This window comes from Streptomyces sp. NPDC014006, assembly GCF_043088925.1.
In the GTDB taxonomy this organism is placed as follows: domain Bacteria; phylum Actinomycetota; class Actinomycetes; order Streptomycetales; family Streptomycetaceae; genus Streptomyces.
In genome coordinates this window covers 1-24,146 of record NZ_JBICAJ010000031.1, presented here as the reverse complement: position 1 = coordinate 24,146, position 24,146 = coordinate 1, and the positions used below count along the sequence as shown (strand labels likewise).

Below are 24,146 nucleotides of genomic sequence, written 5' to 3'. Positions count from 1 at the left end.
CGGCGCGCCCCGGGCCGCCCCCGCCCCGGGGGGGGCGGGGGCGCCCCCCCCGGCCCCCCCCCCCCCCCCACCACCCTCGTCCGCCACCTCCTCGAAGGGATGAACCGTCCATGGCCACCGCCCTGGAGACCGGTGCGTACGATGCCGTCGACGCCGGCACCTACGAGGTGCTGCGTGACCGGCTCGCCGCGCAGGCCGACGAACTCGCCGACCGTGCCGAACACCTCAACGCCCGCCGTGTCGAGGAGTTCGGGACGGCACGCCTGGAGCTGGCCGGTACCCAGCACCTGCGGACGCAGCACGCCTGCGCGCCGCGAGACGTCGTGGCCGTCAGGGACGTCCTGCTCCTCGGCGCCACCGACCGGCCCGGCCCGCGCCCGCAGACAGCAGTCGCCGACGTGCTCGCCCTCTACGACCGCGACCTGAACCGGCTGCCCGAGACGGCCGTGGCGGGCCTGCTGGACGACCCGGCCTTCGTACGGGAATTCGCGGACCTCCACCGCTACTACCAGCAGGCCCGCCTGCTCCGGCTGCGCCGGATCGACGGCAGGCTGCTGGCGGTCTTCCGCACCGGCGAGAAGGCCCACGACATCCGCGTGCTGCGCTGGGCCCTGGACGAGGCCGACCGGCCGGCGTTCCTGGACGCGCGCGGCGAACGCGACGACACCTTCCCACCCTCCCACGACTTCACCTGGACCGAGGCGACCCGCGAGGACCACATCCTGGGCCGCCACCCGCACGTCTCCGTTCAGGGCGAGCTGTACGTCGCCACCATCGGCGGTGCGCTCACCATCAAGCTGGAGAACGACACCGAAACGGGCGAAGGCATCCACAGCGAGCCGGTGCAGGAGCCGTTGCAGGCGCTCGCCGACGCGGACATCGCGCACGCCCGCGTGGGCACCCTGATCCTGCTGCGGGTTCGGCCGTACAAGGAGGACGCCCACCGTTACCTGGTGTTCAACACCCTCACCAAGGCGGTCGTCCGCCTGGACGGCATCGGGCAGGCGTGCCGCCGCCTGCCCGAGGACCAGGGCATCGTGTTCCCCGGCGGCTACTGCCTGGCCACGGGCGCCCACAAGACGTACGAACTCGACGCAGACCGCCTGGAGTTTGAGCAGGAGATCCGCTCACCCAACGGTGAGGACGTGCTGTACGCGTTCCACGCGCGCGGGGAGAGCCGCAGTCTGCTGCTGTCGTACAACACCATCCGCAAGGAGATGGCGAACCCGCTTCCCTGCCGCGGCTGGGCCCTGTTCGACGACGGCACCTTCGCGGTGCTGCGTGCCGACGGCGAGGAGCCGGCGCAGGTCCATCCGGTGCAGCTGTGGCACTCGCCCTACGTCTCCGACGCCCACGACTCCACCGCCCCGGCCGGGAGCGGCACGCTGGGACGGGTGGGCAACGCCGACCTCGTGCGCGGCATCTCCGCCTGCCTGTCCGCGGCGGGCCTGGTCCGGGAGGGCATCACCACCAGCGAGGGCTACCGGGCACTCGCCGCCGCCTGCGTGCGTGCCGCCGACGCCCACCACTGGCTCGCCGAGGCCGACCTTGGCGACCTGCTGGGTGCCCTGGACGCGGTGCGCGGGACGGCCGAGCAGATGCTGGCCGAGTTCGAGACGGTTCAGGTGCTGACCCGGCAGGCCATCGACGCTCTGGACGAGGCCGCCGAGCGGATCGCGTCCGTCGTCCGCCGCTTGCGCGGTGAGGCGCCGCGGGATGCCGCGGCCTGGGTACGGGGACTGACCGAGCTGCGGCACGCCCACGGCCACCTGCTGACCCTCAAGGAGATGCGGTACGCGGACGGCGCCCGCATCGACGCCCTCGCCGCCCAAGCGGAGGCCGATCTGGCCGCCTTCGGGCAGCGGGCCGTGGTCTTCCTGGCACGAGAGGACGCCTTCGCAGGCCAGCAGAGGGACGTCGAACGGCTCGTCGCCGACGCCGAGGCCATCACCACTGTCGCCGAGGCGGCACCCGTGGTCGCCCGGCTGGACGAACTCGGCGACGCCCTCGGGACGGTCACCGACGTCGTCGCCGCTCTGGACATGGGCGACGCCACCGTCCGTACGTCCGTCCTGGAACGCATCGCTGGAGTACTGGCCGGCGTCAACCGGGTCCGTGCCACCCTCGACGCCCGCCGCCGCGCGCTGGCCGAACAGGAGGGCCGCGCTGAATTCGCCGCCGAAAGCGCGCTGCTCGGGCAGGCCGTCACCGCGGCCCTCGCGGTTGCCGACACCCCACAGGCATGCGACGACCAGCTCGCCCGGCTTCTGGCCCGGCTGGAGGACCTGGAGTCCCGCTTTGTTCAGTCCGACGACTTCCTCGGTGCGCTCGCCGACAAGCGCACCGAGCTCTACGACGCCCTCACCGCCCGCAAACAGGCGCTCTCCGACGCCCGCGCCCGCCGCGCCGAACAACTGGCCGCCTCGGCCGGCCGCGTCCTGGAGACGATCACCCGGCGCTGCGCCGGCCTCGCCGACGCCGACGCGATCGCCACCTACTTCGCCTCCGATGCGATGGTGGCCAAGGTCCGCCGTACCGTCGACGACCTGCGCACCATCGATGAGAGCGTACGTGCCGAGGAACTCGAAGGCCGCCTGAAGTCCGCCCGCCAGGAAGCGCACCGCGCCCTGCGCGACCGCACCGACCTGTACGCCGACGACGGCCGCACCCTCCGCCTCGGCACCCACCGCTTCGCCGTCAACACCCAACCCCTCGACCTGACCCTCGTCCCACACGGTGACGGCCTCGCCTTCGCCGTCACCGGCACCGACTACCGCGCCCCGGTCACCGCCCCCGACTTCGCGGCCACCCGCGCGCACTGGCACCGCACCCTGCCCTCTGAGTCACCGGAGGTCTACCGCGCCGAACACCTGGCCGCCCGCCTGCTGAGCGAACACGGCCCGGCCGCCCTCGCGGCGGCCGAAGACCTCCCGGCCCTGGTGCGCACAGCTGCGCAGGAGGCATACGACGAGGGCTACGAGACCGGCGTCCACGACCACGACGCGACGCTCATCCTCACCACGCTCCTGCCCCTTCACGAGGGCGCCGGGGCCCTGCGCCACGAACCCGCCGCCCGCGCCGCCGCCCAGCTTTTCTGGACCCACGGCACCACCCCCGGGGCGCGCCAGACGTGGACCCGGCGCGCACTCTCGCTGGCCCGCGCCCGGGACACGTTCGGGCTGGCACCCGCGATCGCCGATCTGGAGCGGGAGCTGGCGCAGGAGATCGGCGGGGAGTACGCCGGGGCCGCCGCCTCCTACCTCTTCGAGGAGCTGACGACCGCCCCGGACGGCTTCGTCCTCAGCGCGAGCACCCGCACGCTGCTGGACAAGTTCCGTCGCACGGCCGGCACGAGCGCCTACGCCGACGACCTGACCGCGCTCGACGACCTCGCGGCCCGCCGCCAGCTGGTCGAAACGTGGCTGTCCTCGTACTCGGCAGCCACCGGCACGGACCTCGCCCCGGGCGATCTGGCCGAGGCCGTGGCAGCCGAGCTCTGCCCGGACCTGCCGCGCTACGACGGCGACGCCCCTCTCACGGCGACGGCCGAGGGCCTGCTGGGCACCCACCCGCGCATCACCGCACGTCGACTGCCCCTGCGGCTGGACGAGTTCCTCGCCCGAACGGCACGCTTCGCGGTGCGGGACGTACCCGCCCACCGCGCCTACCAGCAGCAACGCACCACCCTCGTCACCGCCGAACGCGCCCGCCTGCGCCTGGACGACCACCGCCCGCGCGTCATGTCCTCCTTCGTGCGCAACCGGCTCGTGGACGAGGTCTACCTGCCGCTCATCGGCGACAACCTGGCCAAGCAACTGGGCACCACGGGCGACACCAAGCGCACCGACACCGGCGGCCTGCTGCTGCTCCTCTCCCCGCCCGGCTACGGCAAGACGACCCTCATGGAGTACGTCGCCGACCGCCTCGGCCTGATATTGGTGAAGGTCAGCGGCCCGGCATTGGGCCACGCAGTTACCTCGCTCGACCCCGCTGAAGCCCCGAACGCCACCGCCCGCCAGGAGGTCGAAAAGATCAACTTCGCGCTGGAGGCGGGCAACAACACCCTCCTCTACCTGGACGACATCCAGCACACCTCACCCGAACTGCTCCAGAAGTTCATCCCGCTGTGCGACGCCACACGCCGCATCGACGGTGTCCGCGACGGCGAACCGCGCAGCTACGACCTGCGTGGCAAGCGGTTCGCCCTCTGCATGGCTGGCAACCCCTACACCGAGTCCGGCAGCCGCTTCCGGGTGCCGGACATGCTCGCCAACCGCGCCGACGTATGGAACCTCGGCGACGTCCTGACCGGCAAGCAGGACATCTTCGGCCTGAGCTTCATCGAGAACGCGCTCACCGCGAACCCGGTCCTCGCCCCGCTCGCCGGCCGCGAGCGCGCCGACCTCGACCTGCTGGTCCGCCTCACCCAGGGCGACCCGACGGCCGGAGCCGACCGGCTGACCCACCCCTACGCACCCGCCGAACTCGAGCGGATCCTAGCGGTCCTGCGCCACCTGCTGACCGCCCGAGAGACGGTACTGGCGGTCAACGCGGCCTACATCGCCTCGGCGGCCCAGTCGGACGCCACCCGCACCGAACCGCCCTTCCAGCTCCAGGGCTCCTACCGCAACATGAACAAGATCGCCCAGCGGGTCCAGCCGGTCATGAACGACACCGAGCTGGCGGCCCTGATCGACGACCACTACCGGGCCGAGGCCCAGACCCTGACCACGGGCGCAGAGGCCAACCTGCTCAAGCTGGCCGAGCTGCGCGGCACGCTCACCACCGGTCAGGCAGCCCGCTGGGCAGAAGTCAAAGCGGCGTACGTCCGCGCCCAGACCCTCGGCGGCCCGGAAAACGACCCCCTCACACGAGCCGTGGCGGCACTCGGGCTGCTCGCGGACCGCATCGCCGCCGTGGAGACGGCCATCACGCGCGGGGCCGACCCACGCGATCTGCTCGTCAACCGGAACGCACGGCACGGGGCCGAGCGGTGGCAGCCGTGATGGCCTACTTTCTCGTCCCTGTGGCTGCGGCCTCGGCCGTGGTGGCGTTGACCACGATCGTCCTGGTGCGTCGCGACCGCCGACGAAGGGCATCGGCTCCCGAGCACCTGGGCTGACGCGCCCCCAACTGCCGGAACCCGGCAACTTCATGGCCCGGCGGTGCCCGTTGCCAATCTGTCAAAGACGCATCAAGAGCAGGTAGGGTTCCCCCTGGTGTGCCGGGAAGTCTGGTCGGCGAGCAAGGGACAGATCTCTTCTCCGATCGGGGGCGTTTTCCGGTGGTTCTTGTTGCCGTTTTCGGCGTGGCTTTGCTCGTCGCGGCGCTGCTGTCCGGGCTCGCCGCCCGCACCGTGCTGTCCACCTCCTTCCTCTTCCTCCTCGGTGGCGCGCTGGTCAGCGACGGCTTCCTCGGGCTGATCCACATCACCCCGGACAGCGAGATCGTGTCGGTCACCGCCGACCTGGCGCTCTTCGCGGTGTTGTTCACCGACGGCCAGCACGTGTCCTTCGCCAAGCTGCGCACCAACTGGCGCAACCCGGCGCGGGCGCTGGGCCTGGGCATGCCGCTGGCGTTCGCGTTCATGGCGCTGGTGACGCGCTACCTGGTCGGCCTGGACTGGACGACGTCCTTCCTGGTCGGCGCGGTGCTGGCGCCGACGGACCCGGTGTTCGCGTCGGCGATCGTGGGCCGCAAGGAGGTCCCGGCGAAGCTGCGGGAACTCCTCAACGTGGAAAGCGGTGTCAACGACGGGCTAGCCCTGCCCGTCGTGCTGCTCCTTATCGCGGCGGCCGGCCCCACCGCCACCGGGCACACCGGCGAGGCGTCGCTGGGCCGGATCGCCCTGGAACTGGCCCTTGGCCTGGCCTTCGGCGTTCTCATTCCGCTCGTCGCGGGCGGCCTCGTACGGTTCCGGCTGCTGGGCGCCGAGCCCAAGCTGCAGCCCCTGCTTCCGCTGGCGACCGGCATCATCCTGTACGGGCTGTGCCACCTCACCCACGCCAACCCCTACCTGGCGGCGTTCTCTGCCGGTGCCGTCCTCGCCGCCGTCTCGCCCGAGGCCAAGGAGGCGTTCGAGCCGCTCGGCGAGGCGCTGGCGGAGCTGGCGAAGTTCGCGGCCCTGCTGGTGTTCGGGGCCTTGCTGACGCCGGCGCTGTTCGGGGACCTGTCGTGGCAGGGCTACGCGGCGGTCGTCCTGGCGATCGTGCTGATCCGCCCGGCCTCGCTGCTGATCTCCCTGGTTGGTACCCGGCTCGAGCGGCGCGAGAAGCTGACCGCGGCCTGGTTCGGCCCGAAGGGCTTCGCCTCGGTGGTGTACGGGCTGCTGGTGCTGCAGTCCGGCATCCCGCAGGCGGAGCAGGCGTACACCCTGATCGCCGTGTGCATCGCCTTCTCGATCGTGGCGCACTCCAGCACCGACGTTCCCATCGCCCGGGTGTTCGATGTCGAGGATCTGGTCGGTATCCCCGACGACGACGACCAGGTCGACGGTGCCCCCGAAGCCCTCGGACAGGAGAGAAAGACCACCGTATGAGTGACTGGCACAGCTGGGCGGCCGTGGTCGTGTTCGCCGGCGCGTACGTACTGATCATCACCGAGCGCGTCCACCGCACGGCCGCGGCCCTCGGCGGCGCCGGGTGCATGCTCGCGATCAGCGCCACCGACGACAAGGCGGCGTTCTACTCCGAGCGCACCGGCATCGACTGGAACGTCATCTTCCTGCTGCTGGGGATGATGGCCATCGTCGGCGTGCTGCGGCAGACAGGACTGTTCGAGTACCTGGCGATCTGGTCGGTCAAGCGGGCCAAGGGCCGGCCCTTCCGGGTGATGGCGATGCTGGTCCTCATCACCGCCGCAGCCTCCGCGCTGCTCGACAACGTCACCACCGTGCTGCTGATCGCCCCGGTCACCCTGCTGGTCTGCGAGCGCCTCAGCCTGTCCTCCGCCCCCTTTCTGATCGCCGAGGTGTTCGCCTCCAACATCGGCGGCACCGCGACCCTGGTCGGTGATCCGCCGAACATCATCATCGCCAGCCGCGCCGACTTGACCTTCAACGACTTCCTGGTCCACTTGGCCCCGATCGCCGCTGTGCTGACCCTGGTCCTGCTGGCGCTGTGCCGGGTGATCTTCCGCAAGGCGTTCGTCTACGACGACGAGCGCGCCGCGCACGTCATGGCGCTGGAGGAGCGCGAGGCCATCCACGATCCGCGGCTGCTGTGGCAGGGCCTGGCCGTCCTGGCCCTGGTCGTCGCCGGCTTCGTCCTTCACCCGGTGCTGCACTACGAGCCCAGCGTGGTCGCCCTGCTCGGCGCCGGCCTGCTCGTTGCCGTCTCGAAGGTGGAGACCCGTCAGGTCCTGGGCGAGGTGGAGTGGCCCACCCTCGCGTTCTTCGCGGGCCTGTTCGTCATGGTCGGCGCGCTCATCGAGACCGGCGTCATCGGCAAACTCTCCCGCGCCCTGGCCGACGCCACCGGCGGCCGGGAACTCGGCGCCATGCTCACGCTGCTGGGCGGCTCGACGGTGCTGTCCGGCATCGTGGACAACATCCCGTACGTGGCCACCATGGCGCCCATCACCGCCGACCTGGTCAAGGACATGGGCGGCGCGGCCGACGGCCACCACGTCCTGTGGTGGGCCCTGGCCCTGGGCGCCGACCTGGGCGGCAACGCCACCGCCATCGGCGCCAGCGCCAACGTGGTCGTCCTCGGCATCGCCGAACGCAACCGCCAACCGATCTCGTTCTGGCAGTTCACGAAGTACGGCCTCGTCATCACGGCGGCCACCGTCGTCCTCTGCGGGCTGTACCTGTGGCTACGGTACTTCGTGCTCGCCTGAGCCACGGTGAGCCGGCGGATCAGACCTCAAAAGAGCTGCTCGGCGCCTCCGTCCTCCCCAACAACTCGTGCAAGAGATGGGAGGCGGTGATGACGCCGAGCAGGCGCGTGCCGGCCTTGTCCTTCTCCGCCACCGCCACCAGCGGACTGCGCACCTGGGCCATGAGTGCGGCGACCTCCAGAGCGGTGTCGTCGGGGTCGGCGATAGGCGGCGGCGCCGCGCTGCGCGAGAGGCACTCGCCGACCTGCCTCCCCGTCAGCGCCTGGCACAGCCGGTCGGCATGCTGCTCATCGACGACCGCAGCGAGCGCGGGATCCTCGATGACATAGTCCGGCACCAGAATCTTGACCATCTGGGACGCGGGCAGGATGGCCTTCGGCTCCCCCCGCTCGTCCAGCACCAGCAGTCCAGGCAGCCTGTGCTCGGCCATCAACCGGGCCGCTTCGACGGCGTCGCTGTCGACGCTCACAGACTCGTACTCCACCGCCAGGTCACGTGCACGCACGATCGACTCCTCGTCTGACTGCTCTTCACCTGAGCCCAGCGTCGTACGAGACCACTCTCCGCGCCAGGCCATCGCGGGGAGATGTCGCAGCCCTCGTGCCGCGCTGGGCCGGGACCGTTGCCTGGCGAGGCGTGAGACGGTCCGGAACTGCTGCCGGTTGGCAGTAGTCGGGTGCGTGGCGCGCACGAGTGAGCGCGGCAGCTACGACGCGCACGATACCGGGGGAACGGGCGGGGCCAATTCAAGCCGGAACCCCGAACGTGTGAGCTTGTTCCCTTTGACGGACACCATCGGTGTGGTGGTCAGGCTGCGAGTGCGGTCTCGTACTCGGTGGGACTGCGGTAGCCGAGGCTGCTGTGCAGGCGGTGCAAGTTGTACCAGCCCGTCGAGGAGGTCCAGGACGGGGCCGGGCAGCATGCGTCCCGGCGGCCCGGGCGGCGGGTGTGCTTGCACCGAGAAAGTGCCCCGAGCCTGGACCGACACAACCCTCAGCAAGGCTCATCGCCCCAGGTCAGGAAGACACTCTCGTGTTTCCGCCTCGACGGCCGCCACACCAACCGAAACGAGACTAAGCGCGGTCGAAGGCGCCCAGCAGCCCGTTGATGCCGTCCCCCGGATAGCCGTACGCCTGCTGGACACCCCCATCCGGTGAGGCGCTGCAGCGCATAATCGGCAACTTGAGCCATGATCCTCTCCTGAGCGGGGCGTGCGAAGGTTCAGCCTGGGGGTCGTCTGCCGTCCTTCGGGATAAACCCCGGGCAACTGGCCGTGTGCAGCTTCCCTCAACGGCGTGGCCGGCGTCCGAGCAGTTCGGCGAGTCCTTGGCGGGTGACGGCGTTGGCGGGTGACGGCGAGGACGACACCGTCGTCGGGCCGGAGGGCGTAACTGGGGTGCGATCCCACGTGAGGTGCGTGGAGCCGCCGGCCGGCCGCGGAGTCGTGGCGAGGTCGGGCAGACGCTACGGGATCCGCGGTGTCCAGGGCGATCACCCGCCAGGCACCGGGTCTGAACGCGTCGGCGATCGTGCGGCCTTCCAGTTGGGTGTGTCCGGCCACGCCGAGCGCCGCGACGAGGAGGACCTTGCGTTCCACCAGTATGGCGCTGAGGAGCTGGCGGCCCCTCATCGTGCCGGCGACACGTCTACGCCGAGCGCCTCAAGACCTGGCAGGAGTGGACCGACGTCTCCGCCTTGTCCCAGGGCAACCCGGCCTGAACCGAACAGGGTAAGGGGTGGGTCGCGGCGCCAGCCCAGGCGAGCTGGCGCCGCGAGTCGATCATTGACGCGAACGTGTGCCCATGGGCGCTCGCCGGCGTGGGGTTGGGTCGCAGTGCATCCAGCTCGGCGCGGCGTTCCGGGGCGAGCCGGGCGGCCCGGCGCCGGGTGTTGTCCAGGAAGGCCCGAGCTTGTGCTCGACGATCTCGGCGTGCTTGCGCGGTACGTTCAGGTGCCCCTCACGGGCCTGGAACTGCCGGGCCGCGGCGGCCGCCCACCGCTCGTCCTGGCTGCGCCGTGCCGGCTGCGCTGCCTCCCCCTCCGGCAGCGGCTCCATCCGGAGCACGCCCTCCAGCAGCCACTGCTGCGCGGGCAACAGCTTCCGCGCGCTGCGCGCTCACCCACGCGCCCAGGTCCCTTGCCCTGCACGATCACCTCACCCGCCCGGGTCGCCAGTGCGCCCGGGCCTGCACGTGCGTGTGCGCAAGCCGGAAGTTAAGCGCCTGCCTCGGGCCGCCGTTCTTCGAGCACCTCAAGGACCTCGACCTTGTTGGCCGGGATGGTGTGAGCTGCGGGGATGTATTGGTTCGTCGTCCACCATGAGCCCGCATCGACCTCCTGGCCCGCCCGCCCCCACTTCACCATCTCCACTTCCTCTCCGGGCCGGAAAGTTCTCGGCTTCAGCTCCAGCGAGATGGAGTGGTGCTCTTTGCTGATGCGGACGCGGGCACGCACGAACCAGTCCTGCCTCGCGATGGCCCCACGTGACTGGCGATCTGTCAGTCGACGGTGTCCTTGTAGCCGACGGCATGGGCGGGCGGGGCATGGCCGTCGACCTCCGGGAAGGCGACTTGGTGTGTGGAAGTTGCGGGAGTAGACGTTGTTCTCTATCTCCCAGATCTCGGTGAACCCGCCGGGGGCGACCTCGTCGATGTCCATGCTCTACCGTTGATCGCCGGATGGCCTTGAGGGTGAAGCGGCGGACGCGGGAACGGGGAAGGTGACGGCGCGCAGTCAATCGATTTTCCGTAAATCATTAGTCATCTTCACGCAATGTACCGGAGCAATCTTTGCCGCTAATCAGGCATATGGGCTGCAGGTGTCATGTGCAATGCCAGATTCATGAAAAGAGTGGGCGGTTGGCCACTCTCGCGCTCTGGGCGTGATAGGTCGCAAGCATCCTAGATCACTTGCTCATGTTTCCCTCAAATGGCTGGCTGCGGCGCCCGGAAGATGCTGAGATTCACCCGCAGCAGAAAGCCCGGCTGTGTAGCTGAGTACCCCCTGGCGGGGGTACTCAAAGGGGAGGGGCACATGAGAAACAACCGGATTACTCTGACCGCAATAGGAGTTGTTCTCACGGGAGCGGCAATGCTGCCGACTACGGGTAGCGCCTATGCCGACGGGGCGTCGCCGAGTCCCACGCCGTCGGTCGTCGCACCTGAGGACGACAGCACCCTGCAGACGGCGCCTCCGCCCGCGCCGACCGAGAGCGGCCTGGTCGATGTGACCGACCCGAATGCAGAACCCACGCCGACCGCTACGCAGGACCCAGGTATGAACCACCCGGGCAGTCAGTACTGCGAAGAATACGGAGGCAAATACCGACCCACCTCCAAAAACGGCAAGTACATGCGGGCGGTCGGGCCGACACAGCACAACTACAACAACACCTCGCGCGACATGCCGATGACCTTCACGGCTACCGCATCCGGAACCGTCGGCGTCACCCTGTCCGCCTCTGGGGAGACTTCCGTTTCGGCCATGGTCGCCGCACAGAAGGTCACCTACGGCATGTCCCTGAGCACCAGCCTCACCGCGACGCTGAGCAACTCGGTCAACCCCACTGCTCCGCCTCACACCACGATCAGTGCAAGCTACGGTGTCTGGCGTGAGAAGATCACCGGCGTCACCTACCGGCTCTACAGTAACTGCCAGCAATCCCCTTATCGCACCATCGTCAGCTACACACCGTGGTACGTGGGCTGGTATGTCTGGCAGGGCTGAGCGAAGCGGCCCGGTGTGGCCGCTCGCTGTGACCGCCATCGTGGGGTGCGTGGCAGCCGCTACTGCGTGCACCGCCTCTCACCCTTCGACGAGCCCGCCCACGACCAGCCACGCGGCGACCAGCGCAGCACCAGCGACATCGCCCAGCGACATCAGTGTGGACACTGCGCCGCAGATCCCGGACGAGATCACCCACCTCGCATCGGTGGCCTCTCAGCAAGGCTCACGAACCGTTCCCCTTTCGGGAAGCATTCCAGCCGGCCCCGTAGCGCTCATGGTCACCTGCCAGGGGAAGGGAAAACTGTCCCTCGACGTGGCGACAGTCAGCGGCCTCCAATTGCCCTGCACTAGTGTCGCCACCGGTACGTATAACGTCATCAACTTCAAAACGAAGCATGATGCGATGTCGATTCAAGTCAAAGCGGACCCTCAAACTAAGTGGGCTCTGTCAGTCGGATCCGTAAAGGATCAATAGTCTAATTTCTTGAAGCGGAAGCTCGGATGCGTGCGATAGTGCCTGCCCAGAGGCCGGACACTATCGCTGCACCTCGCCGTTGAGCGCTACTTCATTTCGACCGTGGCGCCGGCGTTCTCCAGCTCCTTCGCGAATCTGAATGGGGATGTCACCAGGGCTGCGGTGAGTGCCACCGGGTGTTGCGTGTGGCTGGGCTGTGGTGTCATCAAGACGGTCATCAGCGAGCACGAAGCCAAGCTGACCGGCACCTCCAGCCGGCGCCGCAAGGCCCGGCAGGCCCTGGCCGTCGAACAGGAACCGGAGGCGACCAAGGCCGACATCGACATCGACGGCGTGCACGATGAGCACGAGCACCTCAATGACGACAGAGGTGACCTGATGCCGCTCCCGGGCCGTGCCTTGCCCCTGGAGGTCCGTGAGGGTGCGGTGGAGGTGACGGTGTGGGACAGCGAGCCGTGCCTGCCCGTGGCCCAGGCTGCCGACCCGAGCCGGGTCCGTCAGCACGGTCTGGAGATCGTCATGGCGGTCTGCCGCAGTTTCGAGATGCACCGGGAGCCGGTGGGCAAGCGGATCGTGGCGGGCGTGGTCCTGGCCGACGATCCGGTCGGGGACGAGGCCGGTGATGAGATCTGCTGATACTGAGCTCTTTCAGAGTGGCAACTGAACGGGTGACCGGCCGGCGTCCGCAACGCACGAAGCTCCTGTGCCGTTGAGAGAGGTGTTCGACGTCTCAACTCATCAGCGCAGGAGCCTCGTTGGTTGCCTATCCTGCCTCACTCGACGTGCCTCACGCCCTGGTCGAGTGAGTCTCAATGATGGTGTCAAGCCGATTGTGGGGCTGGTGGGGTGGGGGTGAAGTGCCTCTTGTCGCGGAGCATGGCCCATAAGACGTCGACTCGGCGGCGTGCAAGGGCGAGCAGTGCCTGGACGTGGATCAGTCCTTCGGCGCGTTTCTTTAGGTAGTAGTCCCGGGAGGGTCCGGGGCGCATCATGGCGGTTTGGGCGGCCATGTAGAGGACGTGTCGTAGGCGGCGGTGGTAGCGCTTGGGCCGGTGGTGGTTACCGGTCCGGCGGCCGGAGTCGCGCGAGACCGGGGCCAGTCCGGCGTGGGCGGCCAGGTGGCCGGCGTCTGCGTAGGTGGACAGGTCTCCGACGATGGCGAGGAACTCGGCCCCGAGGATGGGGCCCATACCCGGCAGGGATTCGATGATTTCGGCGCGCTCGTCGAGGTGGAAGGATTCTCGGATCTCGTGGTCGGTGTCTTTGATCCACTCGTCGAGTGCGAGGAGCTGATGAGCGAGGTCGCACACGAGTTTGGCGGCGCGCTTTTTCGCCCGGCAGCGCGGTCACCTGGGACTGGGCTGCCTCGACCGCGCGGGCGGCGACCTCGGCTGCACTGCGCACCGAACGTCGTGCCAGCCAGTCCGCGAGCCGCTTGGCGCCGGTCCGCCGCAGGGCAGCCGGGGTCTGGTACTCGGTCAGCAGGACGACCGGTCCCTTGGCTGCCGAGTAGTCGAAGGCCCGCTCCAGAGCAGGGCAGATGCCCACCAGGGCATCACGCAGGCGGTTGATCAGTCGTACCCGGTCCGCGATCAGGTCGGCTCGGTGGGCAGTGAGCAGCTGGAGATTGGCCACGGTCTCGTCCGGGAGGCTCAGGGGTGTGAAGTCCTGGCGCATACGCGCGGTGTCGGCGATGACCAGGGCGTCCTTCGCGTCGGTTTTCCCTTCACCGCGGTAGGCCCCGGACATGCGGTTGACCGTGCGTCCCGGCACATACACCACGCTCTGGCCGTGGGCGATCAACAGTGCAAGCAGCAGCGTCGAGGCCCGGCCGCAGATGTCCACCGCCCACCGCACCTCGTTGGCCGTCTCGCATGCGGTCACCATCAGGGCCAGGATCTCGTCCTCACCATTGATGACCTTCTTCGAGAACACCTTCTCTCCGCTGGCGTTGACTCCGACCGCCCAGTGATGGGCCTTGCCGGCGTCGATGCCGACCCAGACCTGCTCGTGACGTTCCGTCACCATCATCGCTCCGTTTCCGAGACACCAGCACTCTCTGGGTCCGGGAACACTCCGCCGCCAAGCCCTTAACCAGCGATGACCGCAGTTCTCAATCAGCAGCCGGAGCGTCCCGAAGGACTGGGCGGCCACTCACTCCGAGCCATCAGCGGCAGGTCACTATCAGCCACACCCAGTCCTCCCGGACCACCAGCATTCTTAAGGGGTAACCATGCTCATCGTCACCCGTGAGGGTGACCGCCGCTGCAAGCTCCGGCCGCACCAGCGTGCTCTCGTCGCCCTGGTCTACCTCCGCCGACACGACCCGCTCACGCAGATCGCCGCCGGGTTCGGAATATCCGTCGGCACCGCCCACGCCTACGTAACCGCCGTCGTCGGCCACCTCGCAGGCCGGGCGTCCGGCCTACTGCGGGTCCTGCGGGAAGCCGATCCCGATCACGTCCTGCCCGACGGAACGCTCGCCGAGTGCGACCGGGTCGGCGACAGCCGGGCCGACTTCTCCCAGAAGCACCGCCGACACGGCGTGAACGTGCAGGTCATCGCCGATCCTGCGGGCGACCTGCTGTGGATCTCGCCCGCCCTGCCCGGCCGCACCCACGACCTGACCGCAGCCCGCACCCACCGCATCATCCGGATCTGCGAACGCCAAGGCGTGCCCGTCCTCGCCGACCGCGCCTACATCGGCGCCAGCTCCTGGGTGACCACACCGATCAGACGCCTTCCGCACCAAGACCTCACCGCGACCCAGCAAACGATCAACCGGGCCCTGTCGGCGGCACGCGCACCCGTCGAACGAAGCATCGCGCGACTGAAGTCATGGCGCATCTTCCGCAGAGCGCGCTGCAGTCCCAACCGGATAACCGCCATCGCAGCCTCCGTTCTCACCCTGGAGAGGCAACGCTGAAAGAGCTCCTTACCTTCTTGGCGGGTCCGCTCCGCTCATTCGTACGATCGGGAGGCGGGGTGCCGGGTGTGGCTGAAAAAGCTCATGCCGAAGATGTGGCTTTCAGTGATTGGCCGCCCGGCATCCCGCGACGACACGGCCACTCATTGGGATGCGCGAACCTCATCGCTTGGTAGGACACGTCGGCGTGGTCGTCTGCCGGGACCAGGAACACGGATCCTCGAGGAGGCACGAGTGCCGCAACTGTGGGCGGGAACGGACGCGGGCAAGAGCGAGCATCACTGCACGGTGATCGACGCCGAAGGCGCGCGAAGGCTGTCACGGCGGGTGGCCAACGATGAGACGACTCTGCTCGAGCTGCTCGGCGAGGTCCTCGAGTTGAGCGAGGGCGAGCCGGTGACCTGGGCCATCGATCTGAACGCGGGCGGTGCCGCACTGCTGATCGCGCTGCTGGCCGCCCATGGACAGAAAGTCCTCTACATCCCGGGTCGGACCGTCCACCACGCCTCCGGCTCCTACCGGGGCGACGGCAAGACGGACGCCAAGGACGCCTACGTCATCGCCGACCAGGCCCGCATGCGCCGCGACCTGCACCCCCTGCAGGAACAGGACGAGATCGCCGTCCACCTGCGGATCCTCACCGCCCGCCGCTACGACCTCACCGCCGACCGCACCCGCGCGATCAACCGGCGCCCAACTCCTGGAGTACTTCCCCGCGCTGGAACGCGCCTTCAACTACAGCACCTCCAAGGCCGCGCTCGTCCTGCTGACCGGCTACCAGACGCCGACGGCCCTGCGCCGGATCGGCCAGACCCGCCTGGTCGGCTGGCTGTCGAACCGCAAGGTGCGAAACGCCCAGACGGTGGCGGTCACCGCGCTGGAGGCGGCACAGGCCCAGCACACGGTGATTCCCGGCGAAAGGACCGCGGCAGCCATGGTTCGCACCCTGGCCGCCGCGGTGATGGCCCTGGACGAAGAGATCGCCAGCACCGACGCCTTGATTGAGGCGCGGTTCCGCGAGCACGCGCATGCTGGGGCTATCACCAGCATGCCGGGCATGGGCAGCCTCCTCGGCGCCGAATTCATCGCCTGCACCGGCGGCGACCTGGACGCCATCGGCAGCTCCCGTCGCCTGGCCGGCATCGCCGGCTTGGCCCCTGTCCCCAAGGACTCAGGACGCATCAGCGGCAACATGCGCCGGCCGCACCGCTACCACCGCCGCCTCCTGCGTGTCTTCTACCTCTCCGCCCAGGTCGCCGCCCGGTGCTGTCCGACGTCCAGGACCTTCTACGAGCGCAAGAGGGGCGAGGGCAAGTCACACAAGCAGGCTGTCCTCGCCCTCGCCCGGCGCCGCCTCGACGTCTTGTGGGCCCTCATACGCGACCAGCGGACCTTCACTGTCGAGCCACCTCAACGTGGCCGCGCAGCGGCATAACGCGGTCACCGTCCGCTACCGCAGCCCTTGACAAACCTGATTGGGAATCACTGAGGCGGCCCGCTGACGGGGGGACAGGGGCCGCTCAGCACCCGCAATTATGCACGTGATCAAGCCTGACCGAAGCCGACGCAACTGGGCAATGTGCCCGACCTGCTGTCACTGGGCGGCCGGCGGCACGCTTACCAGTGCATGCCGAGGGCCTGGGCTCGCATGTTGCAGCCTGGCCGCCGGAGGCGCCAGCAGGTCGGCCCTAGCAAGGGCATGCTGTGAAGATGGTGTGCCGCTCGCAGCGTCGGTGTTGCTAGAGGGGATCGCGCCCGGCAAGGGCATCTCCCGGGTCGTCGAGCAGGGCGATGTGGACAGTCCAGTCCAGGTCAGCAGCCACACGCGGGTCCATGACGATGGCAAGGCCCGTCAGAGCACCCAGCACCATGACCACGAAGCCGATAATGCCCACGGCGAGGGGCCCGGCGGCCGGCTTCCGGCGACTCGCCCCCTCATCCTCGAGGGCGGCGGTCTTTTCGAGCCCGGCCCGCTCTCTCCGCCACCAGAGCCTGCTCGGTAATGGCGATGGCCTCGGCCAGGACGGCCTCCTCGCGGTCATGCCGGCAGGGCTCTTCCCTGATTTGTTCGATCGTGGCCTGGGCCTGCGCCAGCTGCTCACGCAGCGCCTCGATCGTCCCCTGATCCACCCGGCGCCCACGACGCTCAGCAGCCAGCTGCCCGGTCAACTCACCGATCCTGGCCTGCGCTGCGCCCAGATCCGCAACCCACCCCTGCTCCCGCTTCCGCACAGCGGCCAGATCCGCAGCCTTCTCCTCCTCCCGCCGCTCCGCCTCACCTTCCAGCGCGCAACGTCGCGTGCGTGCTGCTCGGCCTCACTTGTCAGGCGGGCCACCTCGCGCGCGTGCTGCTCCTCCTGCTGTGTGAGACGTGCGCACGATCTCAAGCCGCCGTCACAGGACCAGCAGTACGGCAGCGCAACACGTTCACCCCTGCAAGATCACGCGAGGTACAGGCCCGCAGACGCTCGTGCTGGGCTGCTACGACGAAGTCCGCAGGCTGCACCCGGCCGACCGGAGCACACCACTACGCCACGCCGCACGCGAGCTGGCCGAGCGCCTGCGGCCGGCCGGGCCAGGCCAGCGGATCGCGTCGACGATCTCGCGGCGAGAGGCTGACGGCGGCCGAGCGCAATGCCGAGCTGGCGGCCGACACCCCGGAAGCTGACCAGCGCCAGACAGAGTGGCAACTGACCAGTGACCGGCTGACCCGGTGGCTCAAGGAGCAGCAACTGGACGAAGACACCGTGGCCGAGGTGTCCGACGAGTTCCTGCAGGCGATGGAGGACAGCTACACGCTGGTCGTGCACCCCGGCGGAGATGGAAACGCCGACACGTACTTCGAGCTCCGGCAGCGCGCCGCTGTGACACGCGAGTGGCTGCGCGATCAGGGCTACAGCGTCCCCGACTACCCCAAAGAGCCGGGGCTGTGAGCAAGGTCGGGCCCCCGGCGTCGGCAGCACTGGGCTGGGCAGAAGTCCTGCCCAGCCCAGTGCTGCGCATGCGCGCTCGGATGTGTCCGTCCGATTAGTGATCACCGATGCGATGTGGGCGGGAGCCACTACGAGGATCGCGAGAGGACCCGTCTCGTGCGTCTTGTCCGCACCGCCGCCGTCGGCCGTGATCGCCGCCCTGTTCAGCCCCACGACCGCCCACGCCGCTCCCGGCGGCACGATCACTGCTCCTGTCCGGGTCCTGGCTGCACGACAGTCTGCAACCGTTTCATCGCAGGGTCGTGGCTGGAGTAATTGGCCATGTCCATGAGGGGCGCTCGTCTGGGTCTGCGAGCTCCGGATCCGGATCAGCCCCCAAGGGCCAGCAACACGGCCGTGGTGTGCACAGTCGACGACTTCCCGCACGGGGAACTGCGTCCGATCCTGTGCCGCTCCCCGGCATCACCACGACTCGTGCGGACCACGCGGGTGAGTGCCGGGGGCCGCGGGGGCGGCCCGCACCAGGACCTACCAGTCCTCCTCCTCGCCGCTGCGCATGTGACGCCACTGCTGGACGACCTCCCGCGCACCGCGTGCCAGCTCGGCGTAGTGCGCCGGGCATTCCCACAGTTCGCGGGTCGAGAGCTCGGCGGGCACCGGAGTGTCCGGGTAGTCCTCGGGCGCGTACAGATGCACCACGGCCTCATACCGGGAGTCCGTGTGCGTGGTCGCGGACCAGGGGTGCCGGGGGTGCTCGCACGAGGCGTCCGGGCCGATGGTGTCCAGGGCCGCGACCAGGTCGCGGACGTAGGAGGGGGGCAGGCCGCCGTAGCTCTGGGCGATGCCCATCCACAGGCACAGGAACAGGCCGATCCGTTCCTCCTCGCGCACCTGCCCGGCCAGCCAGCGACGGGCGGACCACAGCGCGACGGGGCCGGTGTTGTCCTCCCAGGAACGCCGGATCGCCTCCTGCAGGGCGACGATGTCGATCCCGCCGTCGTCCCGGAGGAACCGCGCGTCGAAATGGGAGACGTCCACACTGCCGAAGAGCTCCTCGTGGGCCTCGCGCATGCGGGCGGCGGCCCCGTCGGCGAGGCCGGCGAGGAACGCCTCGCAGTCGAACGCGGCCAGTTCCTCGCCCTCCAGCCCGTACTCCTCGGCGAACACGGCACGGCCGGCCTCGGACAGCATGCTCACCCCGGCCTCGACGCCGTACTCGCCGTCCACGTCCGTGGGGTGGGCTCCGGCCTGGCAGGTGCAGGATGCCGGGTCGAGCGTGGCCCGCAACCCTCCCAGGGCTTGCGTGTACGACGCGAAGAGGGACTTGCTGAAGACGCGTGCGGCGACGTACCAGCACGTGGTGTGGAGCAGGATCGTGTACCCGGCCCGTTCCCGGCGCCCCTGCGGGGTGCCGATGCGGTCGAGCGCGTCCGCCGCGTCGCCGGCGAGCAGGCCGAGGGTCGCCGACGGGCTCCCGTGGGGGTAGTCGCTGACGATCCCGCAGAGGTCGGAGATCAGTTCTTTGTGGTCGTCGGGCAGGGTGGGGGTCACTTCGGTCACGTCGGTATCGACGACGCAGTGGGCCGGCCGGTTCCCGCGCCGCGAGGCCGCACCTTCCTCAGGACCGCGAGAGCTCTGCAGAGCCTGATCCTCTTCTTCCGGGCGGTCATCGCAGGCAGGGCCCGGCTGCTTCGTCGGAAGGCGTTGTCACGGCCCGCACGAGGCAGCCCGCCGTAGCCGGGGGCTCCTGGGTTCTCGGCATGACGATGACACCGGCTGAACGTGGTCAGGGGGATTCGAATGAGAACGGCGGGAACACAGACTCCATGACGAACTCCGATGACGAAGCGCAGACGTCCCATACACCGGGATCCCAGCCGAGCGTCCGCCCGGGTTCCGGCGAACCCCAGACGATCACGGCGCCGACACCGCCCGTCGCGTGGAGCAGTGGCGCTCCGGACGAAGCCGACCTGGCCGGCGAAGAGGACGAGTCGGAACGGCCCCGCACTCGCGAAGAATCGAAGACTGCGCCCCAGAGCGACTAAGACCGTGTCCTATGTGGTGAGGCGGACGAGTCGTTTGTAGCAACACAGGGCGGCTGCGAGTCCGAGAAAGGCCAGCTAGTTGCGGGATCGCGCTCGTAGCGAGGGCTCAGACGTCGGTAGCCGGACAGCCAGGACATCGTCCGCTCGATCACCCAGCGGCGGCGGCCCAATCGTTCGCTGGACTCGATGCCTTTGCGCGCGATCCGCACTCCGATGCGTTTGCCACGTAACCATTTCCGCAGGTCGGCGCGATCGTAGGCCTTGTCCGCGCGGAGGCGCTGGGGCTTGAAGTACCGGCCGCGGTGGGGGTCGTGTCTCGTTTGGTGACCCTCGACCATGGGCTTCAGTCCTTCCCTGTCGTGGGTGTTGGCGGCGGAGACGCCGACGACGAGTGGCAGTCCGTTCGCCCTGTCACCGCGCTACGAGCGACATCCCCGCAACTACCTGGCCTTCCTCGGCCTCGCCGCAGCCCTCTGCTGCTACAAACGCCTGGGCAAACTGACCATGTAGGACACGGCGTTAGGCGCTTCCGTGGTCGCGTGCGTAAGCGGCGAGGACCTGCTGCCGGGGGCCTCCGGTGTGCAGGAAACGCTCGTCGAGTACGGCGGTGAGGTCGTCGAGGGCTGTGGTGAGGACGGCGGCGGCGCTGCGGGTGTCCGGGTGCTCCGCCGCCCTTGTACGTTCGGCGAGTTCGGCGACGTAGCCGAGGGTGAAGGCCAGCGAGATGTCGCCGGGTCCGTCGTGGAAGTAGTAGGACTCGGGGTACTGGAGGAAGTCCACGCACGTACGGGCGATATCTGCGGCGAGTTGGACGAGGACAGCGGCCCCCACGTCAGAGGCGGGCCGCCCGACTGCCGAATCGGCGCGGTGCAGCTGGGAGATGCGCAGTGCGAGCGCCCGTCGCCGGGCCAGAGCCGGATAGATGCCGAGGATCCAGGAGACGGTGGCGGTCAGCAGCGAGAAGCCGACCAGCGCCTCCAGCGGGGCGACGATGCGCAGCCAGTCCGCGGAAGGCGCGATGTCGCCGAGGCCGAGGGTAGCGACGGTCACCAGGGAGAGGTACAGGGCGTCCACCGGTCCCGAGTGCTCGGACGGATTCAAGGTGCCGGAGAAGGAGAACGCTTCCGGCATGTGCGGCCAGTACACCAGGGCCCAGCCCACGGCCACGGCGCCGGCCCAGGTGGCCACCACGGTCACCATGCCGACAGGCCCGGCCAGCCCGGCGGTCCTGCTGCTCCTGCGGCCCCGGGTGGACAGCCGCCACAGCAGTGACATGACGGCCCTGCTCAGGCCGCCGTGCCGGGTGGGGTGCCACAGGGTGTGGAACACGTCCCGGAGGATGATCAGCACCACCGCCGCGCCGACCAGTGTGATCAGCCATTCCATGGAACCTCCCGGGCTCGTCCATCCCGGGACCAGCATGGAGCCCTCCCCGCCCGGACACGATCGTGCGCCGCCGCCGGGTATGCCGTGTCCGGCCCGATCGGGTCGTGTCGAAAGGGTTCCTCGAGGACGGACAAAGCCGAGCTCTTCCACGGACAGACCGCCTGGTCCCCCTCATCCGCAGGACCGTGACCGGTACGCGAAGGCCGTACAGCCACGGCCCTGTCCCGCTGCGGGGTTCTGCCGTCGCCCGGGTCTCACTCCTGGGAAGTTCCGTCGATCGGCTTGCTGACGCGGGCAACGTCGGCGGGCCAGCAGTACTGAGATGGGGTGGCCAGCATGATGCCCAAGCCGAGTCCGGCGAAGTACAGTCCGTCCACGACCAGCCTGGCGCCCGCCGGTGCCAGCAGAGCGGCGCCCGCCAGCATCCCGGCCCCAGTCGCGAGACACAGCACACCGGCGGTCAGATGATCGTGTTGAGTCTGGCTCCTCTCCAGCCCTTGTCGGCCTTCGCCCGGATCCTCGGTCCTTCCGCGGTGCGCAGTTCACGTGAGGGCAGGCCCTTGCGGCGCATCCGTCGATAACGCTGCGTCGCTTCGGCCTCAAGGCCGGCGATGGGTTCAGGCCGAGCTCGTCACAACGCGGCCACCACACCCCACCAGAAGCGGCCTTTCATACCTTCGCTTCCTCCTTGGCTGCGGTGACGCGGTCGCCGGCGGTGGCGTCGCGCTGCGGCGGTACCGGAGGTGACTGGCCGGACGCCGGCTCGGCCGGTGGCGCGGTGTTCTCCCGTCGCTGCCGCAGGCGGCGGCGAGCACCGCGTACCAGGCGCGCGGCGGCCCGGACTACCGTGCACGAGCTCGTAAGTTGACAGCTCGGTTGTGGCGCCCGACCCCTACTGAGCCAGGCGAGACAGCGTGTTATTGAGGCTGGTGACGTCTGGACACAGCGCCCCACTGTCCTCGCCCCCATGACTGCTGATGACCTGGTACATCATCCGACCGTCTTCGTCCGTTGAGACATAGACGGCGGTGAAGTCCCCATCCTCCGTCTCGTTGATCCAGGCGGGTTCGAGGTCTCGGAGTGTGAAAGTCCAAGTTCCGGATTCGGGTAGTGCCTCGGGCAGGGCCCGCCACCAGTTCAGTGCCTCACCGATCTGATGCTCCTCCCAAGCCTTCTCGTAGTGGCCGACGAGCAAGACGACCCGAATCACCTCTTCGTACGGAAGGCTGACCCGGTGCGGGCTGGGATGCCCTGCATTCGCCAGCCGGCTTTGCACCACGTTCGCGCTTCCCTCGCCCATCTACCCCTCCGGTTCCGCTGTGCACGCCGCGGAGGGCGCACCCGATGCTTGAGAAAGAGATCCCCAGAGGCGCTCGCGTCGCCCTCTCAGGAAGCACCTTGACCAGGCCTTGACCTCGCTGTCCATTGAAGTCCAGACATATCCGTTAAGGCGCCGGCGCGGAATCAAGCAGGTCGCGAAGGCCAAGTGGCAGCTCATGCAGCGCGGATTCGGCCCGTGGGCGCGGATCTACCGCAAGGCGCAGGGCCGCGACCGGCAGTGCGTGCAGCTGGCGATCCTGTCGTGGGATGCCCTCGATGAGCGGTCCTGGCCCGGCGTCTCGGAGATGGAGCCGGCTGACATCGCCCGCGTCCTCGGCGTGTGCGCCCAGCGGGTCATCACCCCGCGCGGCTCCACCGCCGTCTCGGGCCTGGAGCTGATGACGGCGCTGCGCCCGCCCGCGAAGCCGGAGCGCGACGAGGAGACCGGCAACTGGATCTCGGGCCACAACCCAGGGTCGCTGGGGACGGAACCGATGGACCCGGCGCCGCCGGAGGCCACCCCGGAACACCCGTCGTCGTTCAGTCCGGCTGGACGGGCGGGTTCCTCAACGAGGAGGCGTACCAGTGGGTGCGGTCGGTGGACTCGCTCAGCGATGAGAAGTGCATGATGCCCTTCGCGGTCGGCCTGGATTTCAACACCGCGTTCCTCGCCGCCGCAGCCGGCCTGGTCCTCGGCCTGTCTGCCCCCGACCACTTCCACGTCCCGAAGTTCAACCCCAAGATCCCCGGCTCCTGGCTGGTCGACCTGTCCCACATCGAGCTGACCCGCGCCAGCCGTCGCCGTTCACGCCGGACGGTACCCGTCCGACCGGCCCGGCCTGGTACCAGACGCACACCGTCGCCTACGCCCAGGAGCTCGGCTACGACGTGCACCCGATCGAGGCGTACCTGGACCCGTGGCACGACCGGCTCAAGAACGCACTGATCCGGCGCAACCGCCGCACCGGCGAACTCGCCTTCCACCGCTGCTACTCAACCGCTGCCGTCCCTCTGGCCACCCTCGTGCGCGTGGCCGGACGCCGATGGGGTCGAGGAAACCTTCCAGTCTGGAAAGGGCCTGGCCGGCCTGGACAAACACCAGGTGAGGCGTTGGATGTTCTGGCGCCGGTGGGTCACCCTCGCCATGCTCGCGCACGCATTCCTGGCCGTCACGGCCGCCCACGAACAGGCCGCCATCCGTCCCCGGATGGGCTGATCCCGTTGACCTGCAACGAGATCCAGCATTTGTTCGCCACGCTGACCCTCCAGCCCGCCCACGGCCCAGCTCACCGGCTTCACTGGTCTGACTGGCGCCGACGCCACCAGGCCCGCGCCCGCAACTGTCACTGCCTGCGACAAGCAGCCCAGACCCCATGAAGATCAAGATCTACGGCTGGAGTACTAAGACGTCGTTTCTTATGGCTGTCAGAGTGGCATGAGAGCCTCCTGGCATGAGCTACGACCTTGCTGTCTGGGAAGGCGATAGGCCAGCGGAT

Annotated in this window: 15 protein-coding genes and 7 pseudogenes; 11 read left to right on the top strand and 11 right to left on the bottom strand. The window is 69.0% G+C overall.

The window, feature by feature from the left end; genetic code table 11:
• Positions 1-110: 110 nt before the first annotated feature.
• The 3 genes from ACF1GV_RS41495 to ACF1GV_RS41485 all read left to right on the top strand — a co-directional run bounded on the left by ACF1GV_RS41495 (position 111) and on the right by ACF1GV_RS41485 (position 7,839).
• Positions 111-5,006 carry a DNA repair ATPase gene (locus ACF1GV_RS41495; protein WP_391692203.1) on the top strand — a complete coding sequence of 1,632 codons (4,896 nt, stop codon included), beginning with the start codon at positions 111-113 and terminating at the stop codon, positions 5,004-5,006.
• Positions 5,007-5,284: 278 nt separating this feature from the next.
• Positions 5,285-6,538 carry a cation:proton antiporter gene (locus ACF1GV_RS41490; protein ID WP_391692201.1) on the top strand — a complete coding sequence of 418 codons (1,254 nt, stop codon included), beginning with the start codon at positions 5,285-5,287 and terminating at the stop codon, positions 6,536-6,538.
• A complete protein-coding gene (locus ACF1GV_RS41485; RefSeq protein ID WP_391692199.1) occupies positions 6,535-7,839 on the top strand; it encodes an SLC13 family permease in 1,305 nt (434 codons plus the stop codon). The genes ACF1GV_RS41490 and ACF1GV_RS41485 overlap by 4 nt, the downstream gene beginning before the upstream one ends.
• Positions 7,840-7,858: 19 nt before the next feature.
• Here ACF1GV_RS41485 and ACF1GV_RS41480 read toward each other — a convergent pair whose 3' ends face one another.
• The 3 genes from ACF1GV_RS41480 to ACF1GV_RS41470 all read right to left on the bottom strand — a co-directional run bounded on the left by ACF1GV_RS41480 (position 7,859) and on the right by ACF1GV_RS41470 (position 10,497).
• A complete protein-coding gene (locus ACF1GV_RS41480) occupies positions 7,859-8,344 on the bottom strand; it encodes a CBS domain-containing protein (protein WP_391692197.1) in 486 nt (161 codons plus the stop codon).
• Positions 8,345-9,619: 1,275 nt separating this feature from the next.
• Complete coding sequence (locus tag ACF1GV_RS41475) at positions 9,620-9,934, bottom strand: hypothetical protein (RefSeq protein WP_391692195.1); 315 nt, start codon at positions 9,932-9,934, stop codon at positions 9,620-9,622.
• Positions 9,935-10,053: 119 nt separating this feature from the next.
• Positions 10,054-10,497, bottom strand: coding sequence for a hypothetical protein (locus tag ACF1GV_RS41470; protein ID WP_391692193.1), 444 nt, complete (start codon positions 10,495-10,497; stop codon positions 10,054-10,056).
• A 432-nt stretch (positions 10,498-10,929) separates the two neighbouring features.
• Between ACF1GV_RS41470 and ACF1GV_RS41465 the strand changes: the two genes are divergently transcribed.
• Together ACF1GV_RS41465 and ACF1GV_RS41460 are read left to right on the top strand one after the other, a co-directional pair.
• Positions 10,930-11,565, top strand: a complete 636-nt coding sequence (locus tag ACF1GV_RS41465) for a hypothetical protein (RefSeq protein ID WP_391692191.1) — start codon at positions 10,930-10,932, stop codon at positions 11,563-11,565.
• 858 nt (positions 11,566-12,423) lie between these two features.
• A pseudogene (locus ACF1GV_RS41460) lies at positions 12,424-12,676 on the top strand (ATP-binding protein); the annotation flags it as partial.
• Positions 12,677-12,861: 185 nt separating this feature from the next.
• Here the strand turns inward: ACF1GV_RS41460 and ACF1GV_RS41455 are convergent.
• Positions 12,862-14,068: pseudogene (locus tag ACF1GV_RS41455) on the bottom strand (IS110 family transposase).
• Between the two features lie 205 nt (positions 14,069-14,273).
• Between ACF1GV_RS41455 and ACF1GV_RS41450 the strand changes: the two are divergent.
• Both ACF1GV_RS41450 and ACF1GV_RS41445 read left to right on the top strand, forming a co-directional pair.
• Positions 14,274-14,966, top strand: coding sequence for a transposase family protein (locus ACF1GV_RS41450; protein WP_391692189.1), 693 nt, complete (start codon positions 14,274-14,276; stop codon positions 14,964-14,966).
• A gap of 234 nt (positions 14,967-15,200) precedes the next feature.
• Positions 15,201-16,401, top strand: a pseudogene (locus tag ACF1GV_RS41445) (IS110 family transposase).
• 304 nt (positions 16,402-16,705) lie between these two features.
• Here ACF1GV_RS41445 and ACF1GV_RS41440 read toward each other — a convergent pair.
• On the bottom strand, positions 16,706-16,843 hold the full coding sequence (locus tag ACF1GV_RS41440) for a hypothetical protein (RefSeq protein WP_391692187.1): 138 nt from the start codon (positions 16,841-16,843) through the stop codon (positions 16,706-16,708).
• Between the two features lie 58 nt (positions 16,844-16,901).
• Positions 16,902-17,135 carry a hypothetical protein gene (locus tag ACF1GV_RS41435; protein ID WP_391692185.1) on the bottom strand — a complete coding sequence of 78 codons (234 nt, stop codon included), beginning with the start codon at positions 17,133-17,135 and terminating at the stop codon, positions 16,902-16,904.
• Between the two features lie 134 nt (positions 17,136-17,269).
• Here ACF1GV_RS41435 and ACF1GV_RS41430 point away from each other — a divergent pair, with 134 nt between their 5' ends.
• Positions 17,270-17,899 (top strand): hypothetical protein, encoded by a 630-nt coding sequence (locus ACF1GV_RS41430; protein WP_391692183.1) that lies wholly within the window; start codon positions 17,270-17,272, stop codon positions 17,897-17,899.
• A 528-nt stretch (positions 17,900-18,427) separates the two neighbouring features.
• Here the strand turns inward: ACF1GV_RS41430 and ACF1GV_RS41425 are convergent.
• Positions 18,428-19,459, bottom strand: coding sequence for a hypothetical protein (locus ACF1GV_RS41425; RefSeq protein WP_391692181.1), 1,032 nt, complete (start codon positions 19,457-19,459; stop codon positions 18,428-18,430).
• 494 nt (positions 19,460-19,953) lie between these two features.
• Positions 19,954-20,351: pseudogene (locus tag ACF1GV_RS41420) on the bottom strand (transposase); the annotation flags it as partial.
• Here ACF1GV_RS41420 and ACF1GV_RS41415 point away from each other — a divergent pair.
• A pseudogene (locus ACF1GV_RS41415) lies at positions 20,350-20,454 on the top strand (IS5/IS1182 family transposase); the annotation flags it as partial. The pseudogenes ACF1GV_RS41420 and ACF1GV_RS41415 sit on opposite strands and share 2 nt — an antisense overlap.
• 9 nt (positions 20,455-20,463) lie before the next feature.
• Here ACF1GV_RS41415 and ACF1GV_RS41410 read toward each other — a convergent pair.
• The 3 genes from ACF1GV_RS41410 to ACF1GV_RS41400 form a co-directional block, all read right to left on the bottom strand.
• Positions 20,464-21,330: a potassium channel family protein gene (locus ACF1GV_RS41410; protein ID WP_391692179.1), complete on the bottom strand. Its 867-nt coding sequence runs from the start codon at positions 21,328-21,330 to the stop codon at positions 20,464-20,466.
• Between the two features lie 254 nt (positions 21,331-21,584).
• Entirely contained in the window at positions 21,585-21,755 is a 171-nt protein-coding gene (locus ACF1GV_RS41405; protein WP_391692177.1) for a hypothetical protein, read from the bottom strand.
• Between the two features lie 467 nt (positions 21,756-22,222).
• Positions 22,223-22,630, bottom strand: coding sequence for a hypothetical protein (locus tag ACF1GV_RS41400; protein WP_391692175.1), 408 nt, complete (start codon positions 22,628-22,630; stop codon positions 22,223-22,225).
• Positions 22,631-22,793: 163 nt separating this feature from the next.
• Between ACF1GV_RS41400 and ACF1GV_RS41395 the strand changes: the two are divergent.
• Both ACF1GV_RS41395 and ACF1GV_RS41390 read left to right on the top strand, forming a co-directional pair.
• A pseudogene (locus ACF1GV_RS41395) lies at positions 22,794-23,598 on the top strand (transcriptional regulator); the annotation flags it as partial.
• A pseudogene (locus ACF1GV_RS41390) lies at positions 23,584-24,027 on the top strand (IS701 family transposase); the annotation flags it as partial. The pseudogenes ACF1GV_RS41395 and ACF1GV_RS41390, both read left to right, overlap by 15 nt.
• Between the last annotated feature and the right edge of the window lie 119 nt (positions 24,028-24,146).